General features: G+C 49.8%; 14 protein-coding genes, 3 tRNA genes and 1 pseudogene. 9 read left to right on the top strand and 9 right to left on the bottom strand.

Going from position 1 to position 20,337, the window contains the following annotated elements; all coding sequences use genetic code 11:
• Positions 1 to 110: pseudogene (locus BQ5453_RS13975) on the top strand (IS982 family transposase); the annotation flags it as partial.
• A gap of 534 nt (positions 111 to 644) precedes the next feature.
• Here BQ5453_RS13975 and BQ5453_RS00305 read toward each other — a convergent pair.
• The 3 genes from BQ5453_RS00305 to BQ5453_RS00295 form a co-directional block, all read right to left on the bottom strand.
• On the bottom strand, positions 645 to 1,880 hold the full coding sequence (locus BQ5453_RS00305) for a CobW family GTP-binding protein (protein WP_071121651.1): 1,236 nt from the start codon (positions 1,878 to 1,880) through the stop codon (positions 645 to 647).
• A gap of 244 nt (positions 1,881 to 2,124) precedes the next feature.
• Positions 2,125 to 3,012: a hypothetical protein gene (locus tag BQ5453_RS00300; RefSeq protein WP_071121650.1), complete on the bottom strand. Its 888-nt coding sequence runs from the start codon at positions 3,010 to 3,012 to the stop codon at positions 2,125 to 2,127.
• Between the two features lie 35 nt (positions 3,013 to 3,047).
• Complete coding sequence (locus tag BQ5453_RS00295) at positions 3,048 to 4,067, bottom strand: branched-chain amino acid aminotransferase (protein WP_071121649.1); 1,020 nt, start codon at positions 4,065 to 4,067, stop codon at positions 3,048 to 3,050.
• Between the two features lie 1,116 nt (positions 4,068 to 5,183).
• Between BQ5453_RS00295 and BQ5453_RS00290 the strand changes: the two genes are divergently transcribed.
• The 4 genes from BQ5453_RS00290 to BQ5453_RS00275 all read left to right on the top strand — a co-directional run bounded on the left by BQ5453_RS00290 (position 5,184) and on the right by BQ5453_RS00275 (position 9,957).
• Positions 5,184 to 5,254: transfer RNA gene (locus BQ5453_RS00290), tRNA-Gln, on the top strand.
• A 52-nt stretch (positions 5,255 to 5,306) separates the two neighbouring features.
• Positions 5,307 to 5,377, top strand: a tRNA-Gln gene (locus BQ5453_RS00285).
• Positions 5,378 to 5,547: 170 nt separating this feature from the next.
• Positions 5,548 to 9,456: a TIM-barrel domain-containing protein gene (locus BQ5453_RS00280; RefSeq protein WP_071121648.1), complete on the top strand. Its 3,909-nt coding sequence runs from the start codon at positions 5,548 to 5,550 to the stop codon at positions 9,454 to 9,456.
• 81 nt (positions 9,457 to 9,537) lie between these two features.
• Positions 9,538 to 9,957, top strand: coding sequence for a DUF1810 domain-containing protein (locus BQ5453_RS00275; RefSeq protein ID WP_071121647.1), 420 nt, complete (start codon positions 9,538 to 9,540; stop codon positions 9,955 to 9,957).
• 112 nt (positions 9,958 to 10,069) lie between these two features.
• Here the strand turns inward: BQ5453_RS00275 and BQ5453_RS00270 are convergent, their stop codons facing one another.
• Positions 10,070 to 11,788, bottom strand: coding sequence for an RNA-directed DNA polymerase (locus BQ5453_RS00270; protein WP_083361058.1), 1,719 nt, complete (start codon positions 11,786 to 11,788; stop codon positions 10,070 to 10,072).
• Between the two features lie 376 nt (positions 11,789 to 12,164).
• On the opposite strand from BQ5453_RS00270, the gene BQ5453_RS00265 reads away from it, so the two are divergent.
• The 3 genes from BQ5453_RS00265 (at position 12,165) to BQ5453_RS00260 (ending at position 15,130) form a co-directional block, all read left to right on the top strand.
• Entirely contained in the window at positions 12,165 to 13,556 is a 1,392-nt protein-coding gene (locus BQ5453_RS00265) for a hypothetical protein (RefSeq protein WP_071121646.1), read from the top strand.
• A 257-nt stretch (positions 13,557 to 13,813) separates the two neighbouring features.
• Positions 13,814 to 13,978, top strand: coding sequence for a hypothetical protein (locus BQ5453_RS14400; RefSeq protein ID WP_022103225.1), 165 nt, complete (start codon positions 13,814 to 13,816; stop codon positions 13,976 to 13,978).
• A 237-nt stretch (positions 13,979 to 14,215) separates the two neighbouring features.
• Positions 14,216 to 15,130 (top strand): energy transducer TonB, encoded by a 915-nt coding sequence (locus BQ5453_RS00260; protein ID WP_071121645.1) that lies wholly within the window; start codon positions 14,216 to 14,218, stop codon positions 15,128 to 15,130.
• A gap of 104 nt (positions 15,131 to 15,234) precedes the next feature.
• Here BQ5453_RS00260 and BQ5453_RS00255 read toward each other — a convergent pair whose 3' ends face one another.
• The 5 genes from BQ5453_RS00255 to BQ5453_RS00235 form a co-directional block, all read right to left on the bottom strand.
• On the bottom strand, positions 15,235 to 15,723 hold the full coding sequence (locus BQ5453_RS00255) for a 3'-5' exonuclease (RefSeq protein WP_071121644.1): 489 nt from the start codon (positions 15,721 to 15,723) through the stop codon (positions 15,235 to 15,237).
• Positions 15,724 to 15,730: 7 nt separating this feature from the next.
• A complete protein-coding gene (locus BQ5453_RS00250; RefSeq protein ID WP_071121643.1) occupies positions 15,731 to 16,015 on the bottom strand; it encodes a virulence RhuM family protein in 285 nt (94 codons plus the stop codon).
• A gap of 211 nt (positions 16,016 to 16,226) precedes the next feature.
• Positions 16,227 to 16,299 (bottom strand) — tRNA-Pro (locus tag BQ5453_RS00245).
• A 59-nt stretch (positions 16,300 to 16,358) separates the two neighbouring features.
• Positions 16,359 to 17,807, bottom strand: coding sequence for a CotH kinase family protein (locus tag BQ5453_RS00240; protein WP_235859998.1), 1,449 nt, complete (start codon positions 17,805 to 17,807; stop codon positions 16,359 to 16,361).
• 146 nt (positions 17,808 to 17,953) lie between these two features.
• Positions 17,954 to 19,015 (bottom strand): DUF1573 domain-containing protein, encoded by a 1,062-nt coding sequence (locus BQ5453_RS00235; protein WP_071121655.1) that lies wholly within the window; start codon positions 19,013 to 19,015, stop codon positions 17,954 to 17,956.
• A 195-nt stretch (positions 19,016 to 19,210) separates the two neighbouring features.
• On the opposite strand from BQ5453_RS00235, the gene BQ5453_RS00230 reads away from it, so the two are divergent.
• A complete protein-coding gene (locus BQ5453_RS00230) occupies positions 19,211 to 19,966 on the top strand; it encodes an exodeoxyribonuclease III (protein ID WP_071121641.1) in 756 nt (251 codons plus the stop codon).
• The last annotated feature ends 371 nt before the right edge of the window (positions 19,967 to 20,337 follow it).

The raw sequence follows: 20,337 nt of genomic DNA, 5'->3' as shown, positions 1-20,337 counted from the left end.
ATGGTTTGTTTGCCAGGATCATTGGCAAAATTAGTGCACTTACCATTCTGCAATACGTAAACTTCATTAACGACAAGCCCATTGGCAGAATTAAGTATGCACTAAATTAATTCCGCCAACAGGTATACGGAAATAAAATACTACCTTTGCACGCGTGTCGCACCCTGTGTGGGTGCGTGGGTTGAAACAAGGTATACCCTACTATACTAAATAATATCTTTAGTGGTCGCACCCTGTGTGGGTGCGTGGATTGAAACATGTGTATGAAAGTAAAGTTTTCGCTACCTTTTTGTCGCGCCCTGTGTGGGCGCGTGGATTGAAACGGCAACAACCGCAATGGTCTGCAAGATGCCGAGAGTCGCACCCTGTGTGGGTGCGTGGATTGAAACCAACATGATTACAATGCAAGGAACGACCCAAAACGTCGCACCCTGTGTGGTGCGTGGATTGAAACTACGACAGCAAACGACGCCAAGCAGCAGCTGACGTTGCCCCCGTGTGGGTGCGTGGATTGAAACCAGCAGAATGTGGAAAATAAAAAGGGTAAACGAACATGGAAAGTTCGTTTACCCTTTGCTAAATCATTGATTATTGGTAATTAAAGTTTTCTGCCCTCTGTTTTTCGGAGGGGATTTTGTTCTATTTTAGTCAGCCGGTTCGAGGCAGGCGTCGAGCAAGGTTTCGATGGCTTCGCGGTCCATGTTCTGGCCAATGAATACGAGCTTTTGCATACGGTCGCCGTAGGTATCGTCCCAGTCGTTCATGACCGAGGGGTTCTGTGCCTTAAACTGCTCAAACTCCTCGGCAGGCATGGTGGCATACCATTGTCCGGCCTGGCTGAGCGACACTTGCTTGCCAGCCTGCTCAAATACATAACACATGTCGCGCTCTGTGCCAAAGTAGCAAATGCCCTTGCAACGAATCACACTCTTGGGCCACAGACGCGCTATGAGCTGGTCGAACTCTACCATGTTGAAGGGACGGCGACGCTTGTATACAAAGGTGCCAATGCCGTATTCGAGTGCTTCGCCCTCTTCCTCGTTCTCAAGGCCGTGGCAGTGCTCATGGTCGTGGTGGTGATGGTGATGTCCGTGTTCGTGATCATGCTCGTGCTCGTGGTCGTGATGCTCGTGCTCGTCATCGTCGTCATTGCCTTCGACGGCCTCGATCCAGCGCGCCGAAGTAGCTACGCGTTCAAAATCGAAGTCGTTGGTGTTGATCAGACGGTCGAGGTCTACGTTGCAGTAGTCGCAAGTGATGATTTCGGCCTTGGGCTGCAACTCGCGCAGAATGGCTTTGATGTGGTCAAGTTCCTGTGCGCTGACCTCAGATGCCTTGTTGAGCAAAATCATGTTGCAGAACTCTACTTGCTGAATAACCAGACTTGCAAGGTCGTCCTCGGCCATGTCCTTCTTGTTGAGATCGTTGCCGCCCGCAAATTCGTCGCGCAGGCGCAGGGCGTCTACTACGGTCACCACGGAGTCGAGTTTGGCAATGCCCTTGGTGGCCAGGTTGGGGTACATGCTGGGGTAGGCACAGATGGTTTGAGCTATGGGGGCCGGTTCGCAGATGCCGCTGGCCTCGATTACGATGTAGTCGAAGCGCTGTTGTGCCACAATGTCGCTGAGTTGCTGCACGAGGTCCATTTTGAGTGTGCAGCAGATGCAACCGTTTTGCAGGGGTACAAGGCTGTCGTCACCTTCGCCCACAATACCGCCTTGTGCTATGAGGCTTGCGTCGATGTTTACCTCGCCAATGTCGTTGACAATGACGGCAAATTTGATGCCTTTCTTGTTAGAAAGTATGCGGTTGAGCAGGGTGGTTTTGCCACTGCCCAGATAACCTGTGAGCAACAGTACGGGGGTGATATTGGGTGTCATGATATGTTTGTTTTTACGCGTTAGTGGAATTGGTTGATTGGTAAGTTGGTTAAGTTTTTACGTTACTTGTCACTTTGTGTAGAACGCAAAGAGTGGTGCATAACCTATTTACTTGTTAACCTATGGCTTTGTTAACCGAGAGTTCTCGTTTCTAACGGATTTATTCCTTGTGTAAAAGGCTCATGTGCCGTAACAGCGCATGAGCCTTTAATAGTAGTGTAGCGTGATGACGCTGGGATAAAACTTATTTAGCAAGCGAAGTGCTGCCAGAGCCAATCATCTGTCCGTCGGCAAAGATGTAGGCAGAGTAGGCGCCGCCGCTGAGGAACTCGCTGACAGGCACGTAGAGTGTGACGTGTACCTCCTGTCCGGAATACTCGATGGTTTTGGCGGCAGAGTAGCCAATGGCGCGGTTTTCGTAGCGGAAGGAGCCACTTTGGTTGACTACTTGCTGGCCAGGCTTGAGCAGACGGACGTAGACGGTGCGGTTGCCAGCCGAGGCAGTCACGTTGCGTGTGATGGTGAACGACACGGCAAAGCGGGCAATGTCCTTGCTCTTTTTAGCGTTCTTGCCGTTCTTTTTCAGCGGTGTGATGCTGATGCCCGTGGCGTCGAGCTGTGCCGCTATGGCTACACGCTCGTTGAGGTGTGAATTTTCGGCCTGAATGTTGGAGTTCTCCATGCGCACGCGTTCAGCGTCGGCACGTGCCATGTCACGTTCGCCAATAAGGGCATGGTTGGCTTGCTGCAGCGAGTCGACCTGGCGAATGTAGTCGCGCAGTACGGCGCGCACCGTGGCCAGTTCGCGTTTCAGACGCAGAATTTCAGCCGAGCTGTTGGCCTTTGTGTTTCGCAATTCCTTGAGCAGAGCTTCGGCACGTGCCTGTTCCTGGTTGAGCCGGTTGACAAGAGAGTCGTCCTTGATGCCTTTTTTCAGCTCGCCATATTGGCTTGCAAACTCGGCATATTGGTTTTCCATTTCCTTTTTGTCGAGTTCGGCCAGTTGGCGCAGTTCAGCCAATTCCTTCTCCTTGTCTTCAAGTTTTTTCTTGTCGCCGTTGCAGGCCACAAGGCCGCCAAGCACCGACAGGGTGAACAAGGCAAGCAGCAGATGTGTTATTCTCTTCATCATGTGTGGTGTTTGCCCCAAGGGGAATATGTGTCTATTTATTCAATAACGGTAGTCCAGCCGTGCACGTCAGGTTCTGTGCCATACTGAATGGCGCGCAGGTGCGTGTAGAGTTTTTCGCTCCATGGGCCCGGTTTGCCGTCCTTTGAAATGACGTAGCTCTTGTGGTTTTCGAGGTCGTCAATTTTGCGTATCGGACTGATTACAGCGGCTGTGCCACAAGCGCCGGCCTCCTCGAAGGTAGAAAGTTCCTCTTCGGGTATGGGGCGTACTTCCACCTCCATGCCGAGGTCCTTGGCCAGTTGTTGCAAGCTGCGGTTGGTGATGGAGGGCAGTATAGATGATGACTTGGGCGTGATGTACTTGCCGTCCTTGATGCCGAAGAAGTTGGCAGCGCCGCATTCGTCGATGTATTTCTTTTCCTTGGCATCGAGGTAGAACTCAGAGGCATAGCCGGCGTCGTGAGCCATTTTGTTGGCAGCAAGACTTGCAGCGTAGTTGCCACCCACCTTGTAGCGTCCGGTGCCGAGTGGTGCAGCGCGGTCGTACTCACGTATGATAACGTAGTCGTTTGTGGCAAATCCGCCCTTGAAGTAGGGGCCTACCGGGCTGACAAAGATGACGAACAGATATTCGTTGGCTGGGTGAACACCCACTTGTGCGCCTGTGCCGATGAGCAGCGGACGTATGTAGAGCGAGGCGCCGCTCTCGTAGGGCGGTACAAAGCGCTCGTTGAGTTTGACCACCTTCTTGACCATAGCCTCGAAGAGTTCGGTAGGCAGTTCGGGCATCAATATGCCGCGGCAAGTGCTTTGCAGGCGCTCAGCATTGTCCTTGATGCGGAAAGCGCGGATTTTGCCGTCGGGGCAGCGGAAGGCTTTCATGCCCTCGAAGGCTTCCTGGCCGTAGTGCAAGGCAGTGGCAGCCATGTGTATGTTGATGATTTCGGAAGAGCTTACTTCAATCTCTCCCCATTTGCCGTTGCGGTAGTAGCAGCGCACATTGTAGTCGGTGGGCATGTAACCAAACTTGAGGTTGGCCCAATCAATATTCTGCATATTACTCTGTGTTTAGTTGTGCCGGCAGACGGAATGGCAAGTGCAGGCTTGCCAGAGCTGGTTCTGCCAGTGGCTCAGTTTAATATTGGCGCAAATTTAAGCATTATATTGATAAAGTGTACGTGCTGCATGACTATTTTTAGCATATTGTGTAGTTTGGCCTTGTTGTGTGGTGAACTATGTGAGAAGATAAATTAGTTTGCCCATTGGCGTAGATACCGCACCAAATTCCTGACTTCATCACTTTTTGTGCCATTGAATGATGTGTATTGAAAAACGATGCTGTCCGGTGAAACCATTCTGATCCGTGAGCATGAGCTATAATATCAGAATGGTTTTACTATACTACAAAAACTTACACACCGAGTATCTTACATCTTACACAAACACGTTGCAACTCATTGATTATCAATATATTGCTCAGTGTAAGATGCTGCCAATGCCACCTACACGCAACCTGCACAACCTACACACCCCACACGCTGCCACACGATACAATCACGGGAGGGCGATATAACGGCATAGGGGAGTAGAAAAGTCTGTTGCTCCGACAAATTTTTCTACGTCCCGATGGCGTAAAACCCACCGAATACAACAAAAACGATTGCAAGGCAACGGGGTGGGGTGTGTAAGATGTATGTAGGGGAGTGTAAGATGTTTTGAAATTATCTTACACACTTGGAACCTCTGAATATCAACTTGTTACGTGCAAAAAGTGTAAGATGGCAGAAAAAGCACACACATTCATTTATAAGAGGGCTGACGGGGAGGAGACAAATATTTGCGTACAAGTCGTATGCTTTTTTTGATGGGTACAATGCCTTCGTGTTACCTTTGCAGCACTTTTGCTCTTATGTTCTCCGCGTCAGCGGCAGATTTCATAACTCATGGGCTATGTGAAAAGGAAAATTAGTTTGCCCATTGGCGGAAATGCGGCACCATTTTATATCGAACTAATTTCGGACATTGGCTCATAACGGCTTGTTCTGTGGAGCCGTTGGACAGATTGTTAGAAAAAAAACGCCGCAAAATTTGGCGGATTTGTAATAAAGTGCTACTTTTGCACCCGTATTCGAGAGCAATGCTTCCCGGTACACTCCATTTTTTATGTTTGATTGGGGTATGGTGTAATGGTAACACTGCAGATTCTGGTCCTGCCTTTCCTGGTTCGAGTCCGGGTACCCCAACAAATTTATTTAGCAGTCTCTTGCCCGGGTAGGGTGGAGGTGTTAATAACATTGGGGTATGGTGTAATGGTAACACTGCAGATTCTGGTCCTGCCTTTTCTGGTTCGAGTCCGGATACCCCAACTCTAAAGAGTAGCACAAGCGAAAACGTTTGTGCTACTCTTTTTTTGGCATAAAAATGCAACGATTATGAATAACACGTGTGATGTGTGTGATAAAACAGATGCGTGCGCACATATTTGCTAAATAATATGTAACTTTGGCGCATAATACCAATAATACTCATCAAAATTATGAAAAGAAATAATCAGAACAAGCGTGGCTGCAAATGTGCCACACTTGTGATGGCTCTGCCTTTGGCTGTGGCAGGACTGACCATCACGCCCAACGGCGTGCAGGCTCTGCCTTTGGCTTCGGGGTTGGTGCAGAACAGTGCTGTGGCACAAACTGCTGCAGCCTCGAACAACCCTATTAAGAATGTGGCTAAAATAAATCCGACCACGGTTGAGGTGACTTATGCTGATGGCAAGCAACTGACAGTAGATTTTTATGGCGACAACATATTCCGCCTCTTCCGCGACGACAACGGTGGTGTGGTACGCGACCCGCAGGCCACTCCTCCCGCAAAGATATTGGTGGAGAACGCACGCCGCTCAACACAGAGCGTTGACTTGCGCAACGAGAACAACGGCGTGGTAATTTCGACACCGCGCATTGCCGTGCGCTTTGACAAGCAGACTGGTTTGATGACCGTGGTAGACACCAAGAGTGGCGAAACGGTGGTGGAAAGCGTGGCTCCTGTGTCGTTTGACAAGAACAGCACTACATTGACGTTCAAGGCACAATCGGGCGAGTACTTTTACGGTGGCGGTGTGCAGAACGGACGCTTCAGCCACAAGGGCAAGAGCATTGCCATTGAAAACACCAACAACTGGGTAGATGGCGGTGTGGCATCGCCCACGCCTTTCTATTGGAGCACAGGTGGCTATGGTGTGATGTGGAACACCTTCAAGCCCGGCCGCTACGACTTTGGCGCCACCGAGGAGGGTAAGGTTATTTTGTCGCATCAGGAAGACTACCTCGACGCCTTTATTATGGTGGACAAGCAACCGGTAGACCTGCTCAACGACTTTTACCAGCTCACTGGTAACCCGGTGCTGCTGCCCAAGTTCGGTTTTTACGAAGGCCACCTCAATGCTTACAACCGCGACTACTGGAAGGAAGCCGACAACGGCTTCATGCTCTACGAGGACGGCAAGCGCTACAACGAGAGCCAAAAGGATAACGGCGGTGTGAAGGAGAGCCTTAATGGTGAGAAGAACAATTATCAGTTCTCGGCACGTGCAGCTATCGACCGCTACATCAATAACGACATGCCCCTTGGCTGGTTCCTGCCCAACGATGGTTATGGCGCAGGCTATGGTCAGACATCGTCGCTTGACGGCAACATACAAAACCTGAAGGACTTTGGCGACTATGCCCGCTCGAAGGGTGTGCACATTGGTCTTTGGACACAGAGCGACCTTCACCCCAAGGAGGGTATTGAGCCTCTGCTGCAACGCGACATTGTGAAGGAAGTGCGCGATGCTGGTGTGCGTGTGCTCAAGACCGATGTGGCCTGGGTAGGCTATGGCTATTCATTTGGTTTGAATGGTGTGGCCGATGTGGCACAGGTGATGCCTTATTACGGTTCGAATGCCCGCCCATTCATCATCTCACTCGACGGCTGGGCCGGCACGCAGCGCTATGCAGGCATCTGGAGTGGTGACCAAACTGGCGGTGATTGGGAATACATACGTTTCCATATCCCGACATTTATCGGCTCGGGTCTTTCGGGCCAGCCCAACATCACGTCAGACGTAGATGGTATTTTTGGCGGTAAGAATGTGCCCGTAAATGTGCGTGAGTTCCAGTGGAAGACCTTTACCCCCATGGAGCTGAATATGGACGGCTGGGGCGCTAACCCCAAATATCCTGAGGTGTTAGGCGAACCCGCAACAAGCATCAACCGCTCATACCTCAAACTGAAGAGCGAACTGTTGCCCTACACCTATACCATAGCCCGCCAGGCTGTGGACGGCAAGCCCATGATACGTGCCATGTTCCTTGACTATCCTAACGACTACACGTTGGGCAGCAACACGCAGTATCAGTTTATGTATGGTCCGTCATTCCTCGTAGCACCTATATATAAGGAAACGAAGATGGACAAGGACGGCAACGACATACGCAATGGCATTTATTTGCCCGAGGGCCGTTGGGTGGACTATTACAATGGCGATGTGTACGAGGGTGGACGCATTATCAACACTTACGATGCACCGCTGTGGAAGTTGCCCGTGTTTGTGAAGGCCGATGCCATCATTCCGATGGCCAACCCCAACAACAACCCGTCGCAGATACGCAAGGACTACCGTGCTTACGAAATATATTCTACGGCTGCTGGCACAAATGGTTTCAGCCAGTATGATGACGATGGTGAGACACAGGGGTACCTGAGTGGCCAGTGTACACGTACCGCGGTGTCGACCTTTGCCAACGGCAAGGGTAAACTTGTGGTGACTATCAATCCTACCTACGGCAAGTTTGAGGGCTTTGAACCGCAAAAGGAGACCGAGCTCCGCATCAATGTGAGCAAGGCGCCCAAGAGCGTGACTGCCAAGGTGGGCAAGAAGGGTGTGAAACTGACAAAGGTGACCTCGCTTGCCGACTTTGAAAAGGGCAGCGATGTGTACTACTATAATGAGAAGCCTAACCTCAACCGCTTTGCTACCCCCGGTAGCGAGATGGCCAAGAAGGAAATAATAAAGAACCCGCAGCTGCTCGTGAAGATTGGCAAGACTGATGTAACTGCCAACTTGATAGACGTGAAGGTAGACGGCTTTGAGTTTAACCCGGCCGACCGCCTGCGTACACACTCTGGTGCGCTTTCGGCTCCGAAGGTGGAATTTGCCGAGAACAATGTGGGCGTGTTCAGCCTTACGCCGTCGTGGAACAAGCAGGAGAATGCCGACTTCTATGAAATAGAGTATAACGGCATGCTCTACTCAACCATACGCGACAACGCGTTTACAATCGATGGCCTTGACCCCGAAACGGCATACGCTTTCAAGGTGCGTGCTGTGAACAAGGACGGTTATTCAGACTGGAGCAATGCTTCGGCCACAACAAAGAGCAACCCGCTCGAGTTCGCCATCAAGGGCATCAAGGCTCAGAACTCTGCTGAGGACCAGCCGGGCCAGGGCATTGACAAGATGTTCGACTTTGACGAGAAGAGCCCCTGGCACACCAAGTGGGGCAAGGGCGAGGGCGTGCCTGCCGACATTACCATAGACTTGCGCTCAGTGAACAAGCTCGACCGCTTGGAGTACATTCCGCGTGAGGATGCAGGCAATGGCACATTGCTCGCTGGTAGTTTCTCATACAGTACCGACCGCCAGACATGGAGCGCCCCCGTCAAGTTTGAGTGGGCACAGAATGCCGACCACAAGACATTCAGCTTTGCCGGTAATCCTGAGGCACGCTATGTGAAGATGCACCTTGACAAGGCTGTGGGCAACTTTGCTTCGGGCAGTCAGATGTACATCTTCAAGGTGGCAGGCTCTGAAAGCTTCTACCAGGGCGATATCAACCACGATAAGCGCATTGACGAGAATGACTTGACCTCGTACATGAACTATACGGGCTTGCGCAAGGGCGATAGCGACTTTGACTATGTGAGTGCAGGTGACATCAACAAGAATGGCTTGATTGATGCCTACGACATCTCGTGCGTGGCAACCGAACTCGATGGCGGTGTGCGCAACTCAAACGACAAGGTGGCTGGCAAGTTGGTGCTCACACCTAACAAGAAGACCTTCGCCGCAGGCGACATGGTTGAGGTAACGGTGAGCGGCAAGGGCTTGCACTATGTCAATGCCTTGAGCTTTGCTTTGCCTTACAGCACAAGCGAATTGGAGTATGCAGGTGTTGAACTGCTCAACATGAAGGATATGGTGAACCTCACCTACGACCGTCTGCACACCAATGGCCAGAAGGAACTCTTCCCCACGTTTGTGAACCGTGGCAACAACTTCTTGCTTGACGAGGGCGACCACAACCTGTTTGTGATCAAGTTCAAGGCCAAGAAGGCTGGCAAGTTCAACCTCACAGCCAAGGACGGCATGCTGGTTGACCGCAACTTGGGTACAGTTAATTTTTGATGATATTTAGTATATGATGGCTCCGGAGCAGTAAGTGCTGTATTGCAAACTGCTCCGGAGCTATTTTTATCTGGCAAGAATATGGAAGATGATGTAAACAGATTTATTGAGGCACAGGACGGTGGCCAGTACGAAAAGGCTTTGGCCGAGATTGTGCAGGGTTGCAAGCAGTCGCATTGGGTGTGGTACATATTTCCGCAGATGCGCGGACTTGGTTACAGCCGAATGTCGCGTTATTACGGTATAGCGTCGGAGGCTGAGGCCCGAGCTTATTTGGCCAATCGCACATTGCGCAAGCGGCTGACAGAGATAAGCCGTGCCCTGTTGCAGCACGCTGGCACGCCGGTAGAGCAAATACTCGGTGGCATAGATGCACAGAAGGTGCAATCGTGTATGACGCTCTTTGACGCCGTTAGTCCTGGCGATGTGTTTGAACAGGTGCTTGACACCTTTTATGCGGGGTGCCGGTGCGAGCTTACATTGGAAATGCTGGACGAGTAATGCAATGAAAAGCCTGTGAAAGCCACTAATAAACAAGTGAGAGTGAAACGCTTCGCCTATTATAGTGCGAGCGTTTCACTCTCATTTTTTAGTGTCCAGTCAAGTTGTCAACTTACAAACTATTAAGCGCATCTTCTATCGCATCGTAGAAGTTGGTGCTGTTTTCGTTGATCGTTATTTTACTCTCCTGAGGTATGGCCTCTTTGTTGACGACAGATTGTACAGGCAGACTGTCGGCGAGTGCGGGGATGAGCCAACTGTTATTCCACAGTTCGGTTTGTAGGCCGGCAACCAGGCGGCACAAGGGCGTGTCGTAGGGCGAAGGCGTGTTGTTGGCTTTATCCAGTTTGTTTGTCAGACTCTGTAACCACAGTTTGAGATAGTCTGCGTTAGGCATGTTGATTAAGCGCTGGCGAATGCGCAGCAGCAAGTCGTCGTGGTTCTCAAAAGTCCCCATTTTGCGTGCCTGCGTATAACTCACAATGTCACCGATAATGCGCAAAGCATAATGGGCTACGGGCATGTTTTCGATGGCAATTTGCAAGGCAATGGCAGCCATTGCGTCAGCGTTGCCAATGATTGTAATGATATCGGGTAATTTATCCTCCGCCGTTTTCGATGTGGTAGGATTCTCATCCGTAAGGTCTATTGAAAGCACATGGGTGAGTTTCTCACCATAATCACCGTTCATCACCCTTTTGTGTATGCGGCACAATAGTGAGCGCAACTGTCCGGAATTGGGGAATTTGCGTGCAAACTGCAGAACGTAGAGCAAGTGCTTTTGCAGGTTGTGCTGCTTGCCGTCGATAACGGGTGCATGCTCCAATATGTACAGTTTGTCGGGTTTGATGCTGTTTGTCACCACGTCGTCGGTAATGCGTGTCTTGTCGGTGTTCATGCGCAAACTAAGGCTTTCAAGCACCTGCTGCAAGATGTATGAAATACGTTCGAGCTGATTACTGTTATTGCAGAATATGCGGTAATCATCGCGGTAGCGCAGCACCTCATACCCCTGCGTAATGCCCTCGCGCTCCAATGCCTCGTGCAGCAGCAAGTCGGCGTATGACAGCACAATCTCGGCCAATATGTCAAACAGCGTGCTGCCTTGCGGAATGCCGGCGTTGTGGCCATGCTGCATGTCGTGCAGCAGTTTGATAATGTCGTTGGCGAGCGCATGATTGCTGTCGGTGGCCTTTTGTGTGTTGCGGCGCGACAAAGCCCAATCTATAGTTTGCGGATTGATAGAGCCATAGCAGTTGGTAATGTCGGTTACAAACATATATCGGTAGTCAACCGCCAATTCGAGGCTGCGTTGCTCCATGTTTCGCCACCAGTTAAATATGATGGTGCTGTTGTGGAACTTTTCCACTTTAGCCGGCACCACAGGCAGTCCGCCCGCCATGATGTGTGGCACTTGGCAAGCGTTTAAGTTCTGTGAGATGCTTTGCCAAGCCTCAGGCGTGCAGAGTGTGCGTACCATAAAGTAGTAGAGGTACGGGTTGCACAGCGTGAGGGGGCGTACTGCGTAGTGTCCGTCTTTGTTGAGCAATATGTCAATATTAACCCCGTTGCAACTGTTTATGTCAATCGATTGGTGCAGGCACTCGGTGTAGGGACGGTTGCCCACCGTATTCTGTACATGATTGAGCACATTGTCAAAGTTGAAGTATTCGGGCATTTCAAAATTGTGGTAGTGCGCCGAAGTCATGAGCAGGGCCTTGGCTTCGTCGGCTGTAAGGTCGAAAAAGAGCTTTGTCGTGTCCTTATCTTTGTTGAGTTCCTTGAAATGCTTGATAAAATCTTCGCGCTTTTGGTCTTCGGGAGTTGTCATAGTTGCTTATGTTTTGTTTGTTTTCGTTGGCAAAGTTAAGCAGCAATGTCCGCGTTATCTTGTATTTTGCAATGTTGAGGCTGTAATGTCCATAGTTTTCGAATTTGTTGTTGCAACGTTCTAATTGCGCCAAACCAAAATATTTTGCGTTTGCTTGTTAACAATCTTGGTGTCTTTGTCATTAAGAAGTGTAGCCCCAATCGCTGCGGCGGCATGCTGAAAATTACAATTTCGCGAGATGCCATGTTGCGGCAATATATGCGTGATTTCATAAATATTGTGTTAACGCTTGTGTAATTGGTGGGGCGTAAAATGCTTTTAACTATATTCGCGTTACGGAACGAAAATAATGCCGTAATGCTAATGCTATGAGATTATGACGAAAAACGAGAAAGCGAGTTTGATGCGTGTGGTGGCCGACTTGATAAGGGCTGACGGCATAATAGACTGCAAAGAAATAAGCTATTTAGAAAAAATGCGTGCGCGCTATCACATAGCGCCCGACGACGAGTGTATGGCCGAAAAGCTGACATTTGCCGATGCGTTGCACATATTGTTGCAGTCAGATGCGGCATTGCGCCAACAACTTATAACGGACTTTACTGAGGTGGCCATGTCCGACAATTACTGTGCCCGTGCTGAGGCCTTGCTCATATTGGCCCTGCGTTATTGCTTGGAGAATGAAAATAACGAGTCGGTGAGCATGTTGTCGGTTAACAATGATTATATGCAATTTGATGACACCCAGATACTGTACGTGGAGTGTCAGTATGACGCGCACGTCAACAGCTGCATAGAGGCGCATTACGACGAGTTGGCAAGCAAAATACGCTTGGCGGGGTTTGACTTTGTGTATATCCCCCGCCTGCAATATGACAGCATTCAGCCCGAAGTGTTGTTTCAGACCATCAAATTCCTTTACCCCTCAGTCAGCAACGAGCGTGCGCAAAATGTGCAGCAGCGCTTGTGTCACCTCACTACACCCGAATTCTGCCGCGATTTGCTCTCTGCCAAACTCGGCGTGAAGCAAATGTTGATGATTGCGCCATCGCTGATGGTGAAGGTTGGCGAGTCGGAGGTTGAAGGCAAGAGCTATTCAAACTTCATGCTGCTTGAGTTGGGAAAGGACATTGTAAGTGATATAAACAAGCTGCTTGCCACCTTTGCACAGCATTTCAGTAATATGAGGTTGAACTATTGGCACAATACCCCTGGCCATTTTGTGTACAAGGGGTTTTATCGTCAGTTGTTCGATTTGCTCATGCTGCGCCGCGGCATCAAAAGCACGGTGGTGATTGACACGGTGAACGGGCACATACGCTTTCCTGATGCTGATGCCAAAATAGAGAAAATACACCGTCGCGAAAAGGCCCTCTATGCACTGTTTATGCTCGAGGCCGCCAATGGTGGTATCAACATTACGCCGCCGACTGGTGGCCAAAAGTCTTTGGACAAGTTTAATTGTCACATGGACCGCTTGATGCAGAAGTATCGCATGATATATGCCAAGTTTGGCGGCACGCTGTCCAAAGCACCCAACATTTGCGATTACAGTACGCGTGGCCCCATGCTGGCTTTACTAAAAAAGCAAATCAGGGCCCTTGGCAATTTGCTATACCACGTAGACAGCTATTGCATTGTGCGTAATGAACTGTTGGGCAATTATACTATCGACCTGCCTGCAACCATGTTCTACTGCTCGAACGAAGACGGCGAACTTGTGCCACTGCTCCAAGATGAGGAGTGGCAGCACATTGCAGCCTTATAGACCGGCTTGTCGTGTGTACCACGTGATGAGTGGGCTGTGGAAGGCGTGTTGCAATATTGCACCGTGGCTTAATGCGCAAAATTATGGTTTTGCATATAATATTGCAGAATGTGTGTAAACGGCACGCCGCCAGCTTAACTTTGCACTAAGAATAACAAATTGAACTCATTGGATAATACCACGTTAATAAAGTGATGTATCTGGTAGAGATTTCGATTAACAAGTAAATAGGTCCAACGCTATAAAAACTCCTAATTATGACAAACACACGCATTCCAGGTTTGAGCTTCTCGCTCAAGCGCGCATTGGGCATCACCCGTGCCAAACAACAGTTTGCCCGCACAACGGGCATTCCAACCACGCGTGCTGGTGTGGAGCGTAAAATAGGTCGCGCTTTGCTCAAGGCTCTGTTTGGCAAATAATATGTGGCGCGTATGATGACTTGTATCCGTAGTCATCGCCATGCGCTTTGTGGTTTCCCATCTCAAATTATTGCAGCTTGGTAAACGTAAACATGCGAACGGACTCAAGCACCAAACGCTACCTCTAATGGGGGTGACGCGTCCCAAGGCTGCTGAAAAAATATCTTTTATGTTTGAAAATACTTGGGATAAAATTATTGATTGGTTTCACGAATAGTTCTAAAATGCAAAATACTTATGAAAACAAAACTTGCAATAGCAGCTTGTGCGCTGTTTATGTCATGCGCATCGTATGCGCAAACATTTGATGTCCCGGCAGGTGCTCCTGGGTATATCGAAAATCCGTCGTGGAACATTAAGGCTGGACTGCCAAAAATCGATCAAATTATCTTTACCCGTGAAAAGACGCAGGTGTTTTTTGAAACTTACTCGAAAGGATATGCTTGGTGTCAGATAGATAAAGGAACCTACATCAAGTGCAAGCCGAGTGGCAAGGTTTTGAAACTGTTGAAGGCAGATGGCATAGCCATTGCGCCAGGTCAAACATACTATCGTGACAGAGAAACGCCTATTTATTTTAACCTCACCTTCCCAGCTTTGCCGCAAGGCACCACATCATTTGACTTGATAGAGTCTGCTACGAGTGATTGGAATTTTTACAATGTCAGAAATGAATCAATGAATACATTTGCCATTTCTTCTCAGGACTATGTCAATCCTAATGGTATCGGTGGCGCTATTAATATTGATGAGTTGAAGGAAGATAATCTGCGTGCAGGTGGTAAAACATCGTCTCCCAGAAACCCAGAAGTGGTGGATAATGCTCTCGTAGAAGTGCCGGCTACATATCCTGGTGGTGTGGATGCTTTAATGCGGTTCGTAAGCCAAAACGTTGTATACCCGGTCAGTGCTTGGGAGAATAATTTGCAAGGTACAGTGATCGCTCGTTTCAAGGTAGATGTGGACGGCAAGGTAAGCAGCGTGAAGATAGAAAAGTCTCTTTCACGCGATTGCGACAAGGCCGTGGTCGATGTTATTTGCAAACTTCCTCGTTTCGTTCCGGCCAAGCAGAAAGGCCATCCCGTGCCGGTATGGTTCCGATTGCCAGTGAGATTCCGTGTTGCCAGTGATGTGCCAGCGTTACCTGATTAAGCTGTAGCATGTGTGTATTTTTGACCTATAGGTCGGTATTTGGCATAAAATAAATTAACCAAAGTTTCCCACCCGCTTTATTGGGGGTGGGAAACTTTGGTTAATTACAAAATAGCCATCGCAATAGCAGCACAAGCTTCGGCGTCGGCCAAAGCGTGATGGTGGTTTGTAATGTCATAACCACATCGTGCGGCAATAATGTCGAGGGTATGATGCCCTTTGGGCCAAACTTTACGCGAGGCGATGCAAGTGCAGTGAAATTCGTAGTCAGGATAATCCATCTGATACACGCGGAATACAGCCTTCAGACAACTTTCGTCAAAAGCCTTGTTATGGGCCACGAGAGGGAGCCCCGTTATCTTGGGCTCTATCCGTTTCCACACCTCAGGAAATATTGGCGCATCTTCAGTATCGGCAGCGCAAAGGCCGTGCACCTTACTGCACCAGTAGTTATAATATTCAGGTTCGGGCTTGATGAGCGAGTAAAACTTATCCACTATCTCACCGTCACGCACTACAACGATGCCAACCGAACAAACCGAGCTGCGCTCGTTGTTAGCCGTTTCAAAATCTATTGCGGCAAAGTCCTTCATGTCAGAACTACTTATTGATTTTCTGCATTTGAGTAAGTCCCTCTTTCCTGCCATATTTCTTGGGTGTCGCAAATTTTGCGACTACCGGCTCGCCTTCAAGTTCTTCTCTCAATGCATTATTGATATGCTTTGCGATAGTTTTGTAGTCTCTTTCATAAAGTTGAGCAATTTGCTCTCTGTTGAGCCAAACAGAATCATTCTCTAATTTTACTTCAAGTTGGGTGTTGCCTCCTTCAGTTGTGTATAGAACTATAGACGAACCGTTATTGGCAATAATTTTATGTTCTGCCATATTCTTTCTTATTGTGAGTTGGTGTCCAATATTTTATTTACTTTCTGTCGGAAAGAGGCGGCATTTCGCTTATGAGGCTTTTATAGGCTGTACAAAAAAAGAGGGTGCGTCGTTTTGATACACTCTCTTTTCTGTCGGAAAGAGGCGGCATTTCGCTTATGAGGCTTTGCACAAAAAAAGAGAGAATATAAAATATATCCTCTCTCTTCTGTCGGAAAGAGGCGACTCGAACGCCCGACCCCTACGTCCCGAACGTAGTGCGCTACCAACTGCGCTACTTTCCGATTTTGGTAGTGCAAAGGTAGGAACATTTTGTGAAATATCCAAGCGGTAGCCCAAAAAATTACTTCTTTATGACTTTACGCGCCCGTCCGTCGGAGCCAACTTCGATGTAAACCCCTGCTGGCAACTGATGGAGTGGGGTGGTGGTAGTAACCTTTTGACCGGTCGTGTTGTAGATGGCTCTGCTTGTAGCAGGGGCGCTGGTGGGGCAATCAGCCACCTCCGTGAGCCACCAGGTGTAATAAGCCATTAGGCTGTCCACTGTGGCTACGCGTGTGGCCAGGTGTTGCAGAGCTTCCTCCACCTGGTTGTGCAAGCTGTTCTGTACTTGCAAATTGGTGTTCTGCTGCGTATTGCAAGTCAGTCGTATGGTTTCGAATGCAGTAGTGTTGTGTTGTTCAAAAGCATGAAGACGGTTGGCCACCTCGGTGTAAATGCTGTTGTGCACCTCGTTCCATACGTCAACGTAGGCTTGCACAAAATCGGGGCGCGTAAACAACCTGTTGTAGTAAAAGCAAATGGCATAGTGTGGCACGCTCCATTCGTCGTCGGGCGTGGTAAACGAAGAGTCAAAATCCCACGGCGTAGCCATTTTCAGTTTTGACGTTTCGGGGTGCAACGGGTCAAGGTTTTGGCGGTACATATACATGTTGCTGCCCCAAGCGTCCTTCGTGCCCAAATAGTCGTGTGCCAGCACCCATCGTGCAAAAGAGTGCAAGTCGGCAATACTGTCCAAGGGGCGGTTGTTATAAAGCGAGTCCTCAAAAGCCTCAATACAGTTTACAATCTCGTCCATTTGTCCAGCAGTTATCTCGTTCAAGTCGGGGTACTTGAAAGTCCAGCCCATGGAGCTCTCCTGGTGTGAGGTTTTGAAATAAGCACCATCGGCATTCCACCAATAGGCGTCGTTCTCGGCTATAAAGCCACTATCGTCCACCTGTATGCGCCCGTCACCACGAGCGATGGCCTCAATAAGATAGTATATGCCACGGTATTTCCCGTTCAAGTATACCTGCACAAAGTTACCTTCGGGCGCCCATTCTGCCCCCGTGGCGCGACTCACTTCAGTGCCAACCAGTGGCAGAATACACGTTTGTTGGTTGGCAAACACCTTCGAATGCCATGTGCCGCGCAGCAGCACCCAATCCTTATGTTTGTATACTTTGCTGCCCCGCATCAGCAGGTCGGCCTTTTTTACCAACTTTATTTTGTAAGGCAGTTGCTCCTTGGCTGAGGCCGCCGATGTGTTGCCGCGCACCTTGATGGACATTCCCGATGCGCCCTCGGCCCATTCGCCGCTATCGTAGAGCGTGTCCGTGCCAGTAGTCATAACCATTCGTCCCATCACTTTGGTACGGTTGCCAATGCCCACACCTGTGCCCCCCTCGGGTGGGTAAACTATATCGAAGGTCGGTTCTTCGCCATCGATGGTAGTGATGTAAAGAGTTACGGGGCGTGGGTCGCCCGACGTGTTAAGGCTTTTCGCGCTGTTGTCTGCGGTATACGTCATTATAGCGTGGCAGCATACCGCCTGGTATACTGCCACGAAGATCATGATAAATCGTAGCAAAATGTGTCTGTGTTAGCTCAGCTTGTATATATAAAACGTGTAGTGCGTTGTGTCCTCAGCACAGGAGCTGGTGGCTACTTGCTGGTTTACTTCTTCACCGTCACATCAATCACAATTTTCGGGTGGTCGGGGTCGTTGGTGATAAGCAGCACGCGACGGCGGCCTTTGAAGTATGATGTGTTGGTGCTGATCGTAATCTTCATTTTCTCGGTGTGGCCCGGGTCGATGCGGCGCTTGTTCAAGCTCACACTGATGCCAGGGTTATACACCTGCAAGGCGCTGATAACCAACGGCGTTTTGCCCGCATTGGTCAGCATTACCTGTCCGGTCACCTTCTTCTTTTTGCCCAACGGACCGAGGGCGAGGTGTGTGCTGTCAAGCTGAGCCACGGGTGCAAGAGCGTGTTGTGTGGGCGTGTCGAAAAAGTCGGGCAGCAGTGTGGCCGACACATTTATTTCCGTTTCCTTGCTCACGCGGTCGCCCATAAAGCGGCTCAGGTAGATGCTTGTCTGCGTCAGTCCCATGGTGTGCAGTTCGTTGCTGTTGAGTGTGAGCAATATGCGTCCCACACGTCCGGGGCGAATTACAGCCGGGTCGGCCTGTGCCGTCAGGTATTTAGGCAAGTGCATCAGTTCGGGGCGGAACGACTTTTTGCTTGAGTTGAGAATAGACAGCACATAGGTGGGCGAGTCGCCGCGGTTCACGTCGTCAAACTCCACATCGTCCGTACTCAAGTAGTATTCGCCCACTTTGTAGGGATATTCGGTGGTAGCCTCGGCGTTAGTCATCGACACCACGCCCATCAGCGACAAGTAGTGCGGTTGTTGGTCAAGATTGGTGTACACAGCCAGCCCCTTGTTAAAGTGGCCCAGCATCTCGGCATTGTAGGTGGCCTTGATGTAGCCCGTGCTGCCAGGCCCTATGGCTGTGGTCGTCCATTCGGCATTGGTGCAGCCGCAGTCGGTGCGCACGTTGGTTATGAGCAAGTCCTGAGTGCCCTTGTTCATCACCTTGAATGTGGCAGTTTGCGGCACATGCCAAAGCAGTGTGCCAAGTTCCTGAGTTGTATGGTCAAATTCTATTTTAGGCTGTGCCATTGCAGCCATTGAGGCCACGAGGGCAAAAGCCAGCAGCAGTATATGTTTCATGATGACAGTTTGCAGAGAATGCGTAATAAAATTGCGTTGCAAATTTAAGAAAAAAAAGTGAGACTGCATTTGGTATCAATATAAGTTGCTATCTTCGCAGAACATAATAGACCCCGCTGACGGATTTCTTTGTTAACCCGTTACCTCGTTAACCAAGAGATCCGCCAACGGATTAGAACAAGCAAACACAAGTCAATGAAATTCATATCGTGGAATGTAAACGGCCTGCGTGCCTGCGATGGCAAGGGCTTTAGAGAGAGTTTTGCAGCGCTCGATGCCGACTTTTTTTGTCTGCAAGAGACGAAGATGCAGCCCCATCAGCTCGACATGGCGTTTGAGGGCTATGAGTCGTATTGGAATTCGGCCGAAAAGAAAGGCTATTCGGGCACAGCCATTTTTACGCGTCACAAACCGTTGAACGTGACTTATGGCCTTGGTATTGAGGAGCACGACCACGAGGGCCGTGTCATCACCCTCGAAATGTCGCAGTTCTACCTTGTCACCGTGTACACCCCCAACTCGCAGGACGGCCTGCGCCGACTCGACTACCGCATGACGTGGGACGACGCATTCCGCCAATATTTGCTGTCGCTCGACGCCAAGAAACCCGTGGTGGTGTGTGGCGACTTGAATGTGGCACATGAGGAGATAGACTTGAAAAATCCCAAAACAAATCGCAAGAATGCCGGTTTTACCGACGAGGAGCGTGCCAAATTCACCCAACTGCTGCAGGCCGGCTTTACCGACACCTTCCGCTATTTCAACCCCACGCTTGAGGGCGTGTACTCCTGGTGGTCGTACCGGTTCCGTGCCCGCGAAAAGAATGCCGGGTGGCGCATCGACTACTTCCTGGTGTCAAACCGCTTGCAGCCACAGCTCACCGATGCCAACATTCACAACGAGGTGTTTGGCTCCGACCATTGTCCGGTGGAGGTGGACATTGACTTTTGACAGACACAACGGTGCGCCCGTTCTGCGTCAGTCAAAATCAGCTTGAAAACTGGGGCGTACGTATGCCGGCACCTCCGTAAAAAAGGAAAACGAGGTTTATCTGCCATCTTACACTATTTGAGTGTAATGCGCTGATAATGAGTCGGTTGCGCAGTGTAGGATAAGTAAAACCTTGCCTACACACTACTTGCACTCAGCGTTGCGGCCTGCATGACGGGGTGCAAAACCAGTAATAGCAGGCCGTGCAACCGTTTCCTCCGACAGAAATGCCGCCCTCCCGCAACAGAAAATCCGCTCCCTCGTCACAGAAATTGCCGCATCGGATTACCGAAAAATCCGCCCCATGCACGCCGTGCAGGTTGGTGCAAGTG

The organism is Prevotellamassilia timonensis (assembly GCF_900106785.1).
GTDB classification, from domain to species: domain Bacteria; phylum Bacteroidota; class Bacteroidia; order Bacteroidales; family Bacteroidaceae; genus Alloprevotella; species Alloprevotella timonensis.
This window is presented reverse-complemented; position numbering and strand designations above follow the sequence as displayed.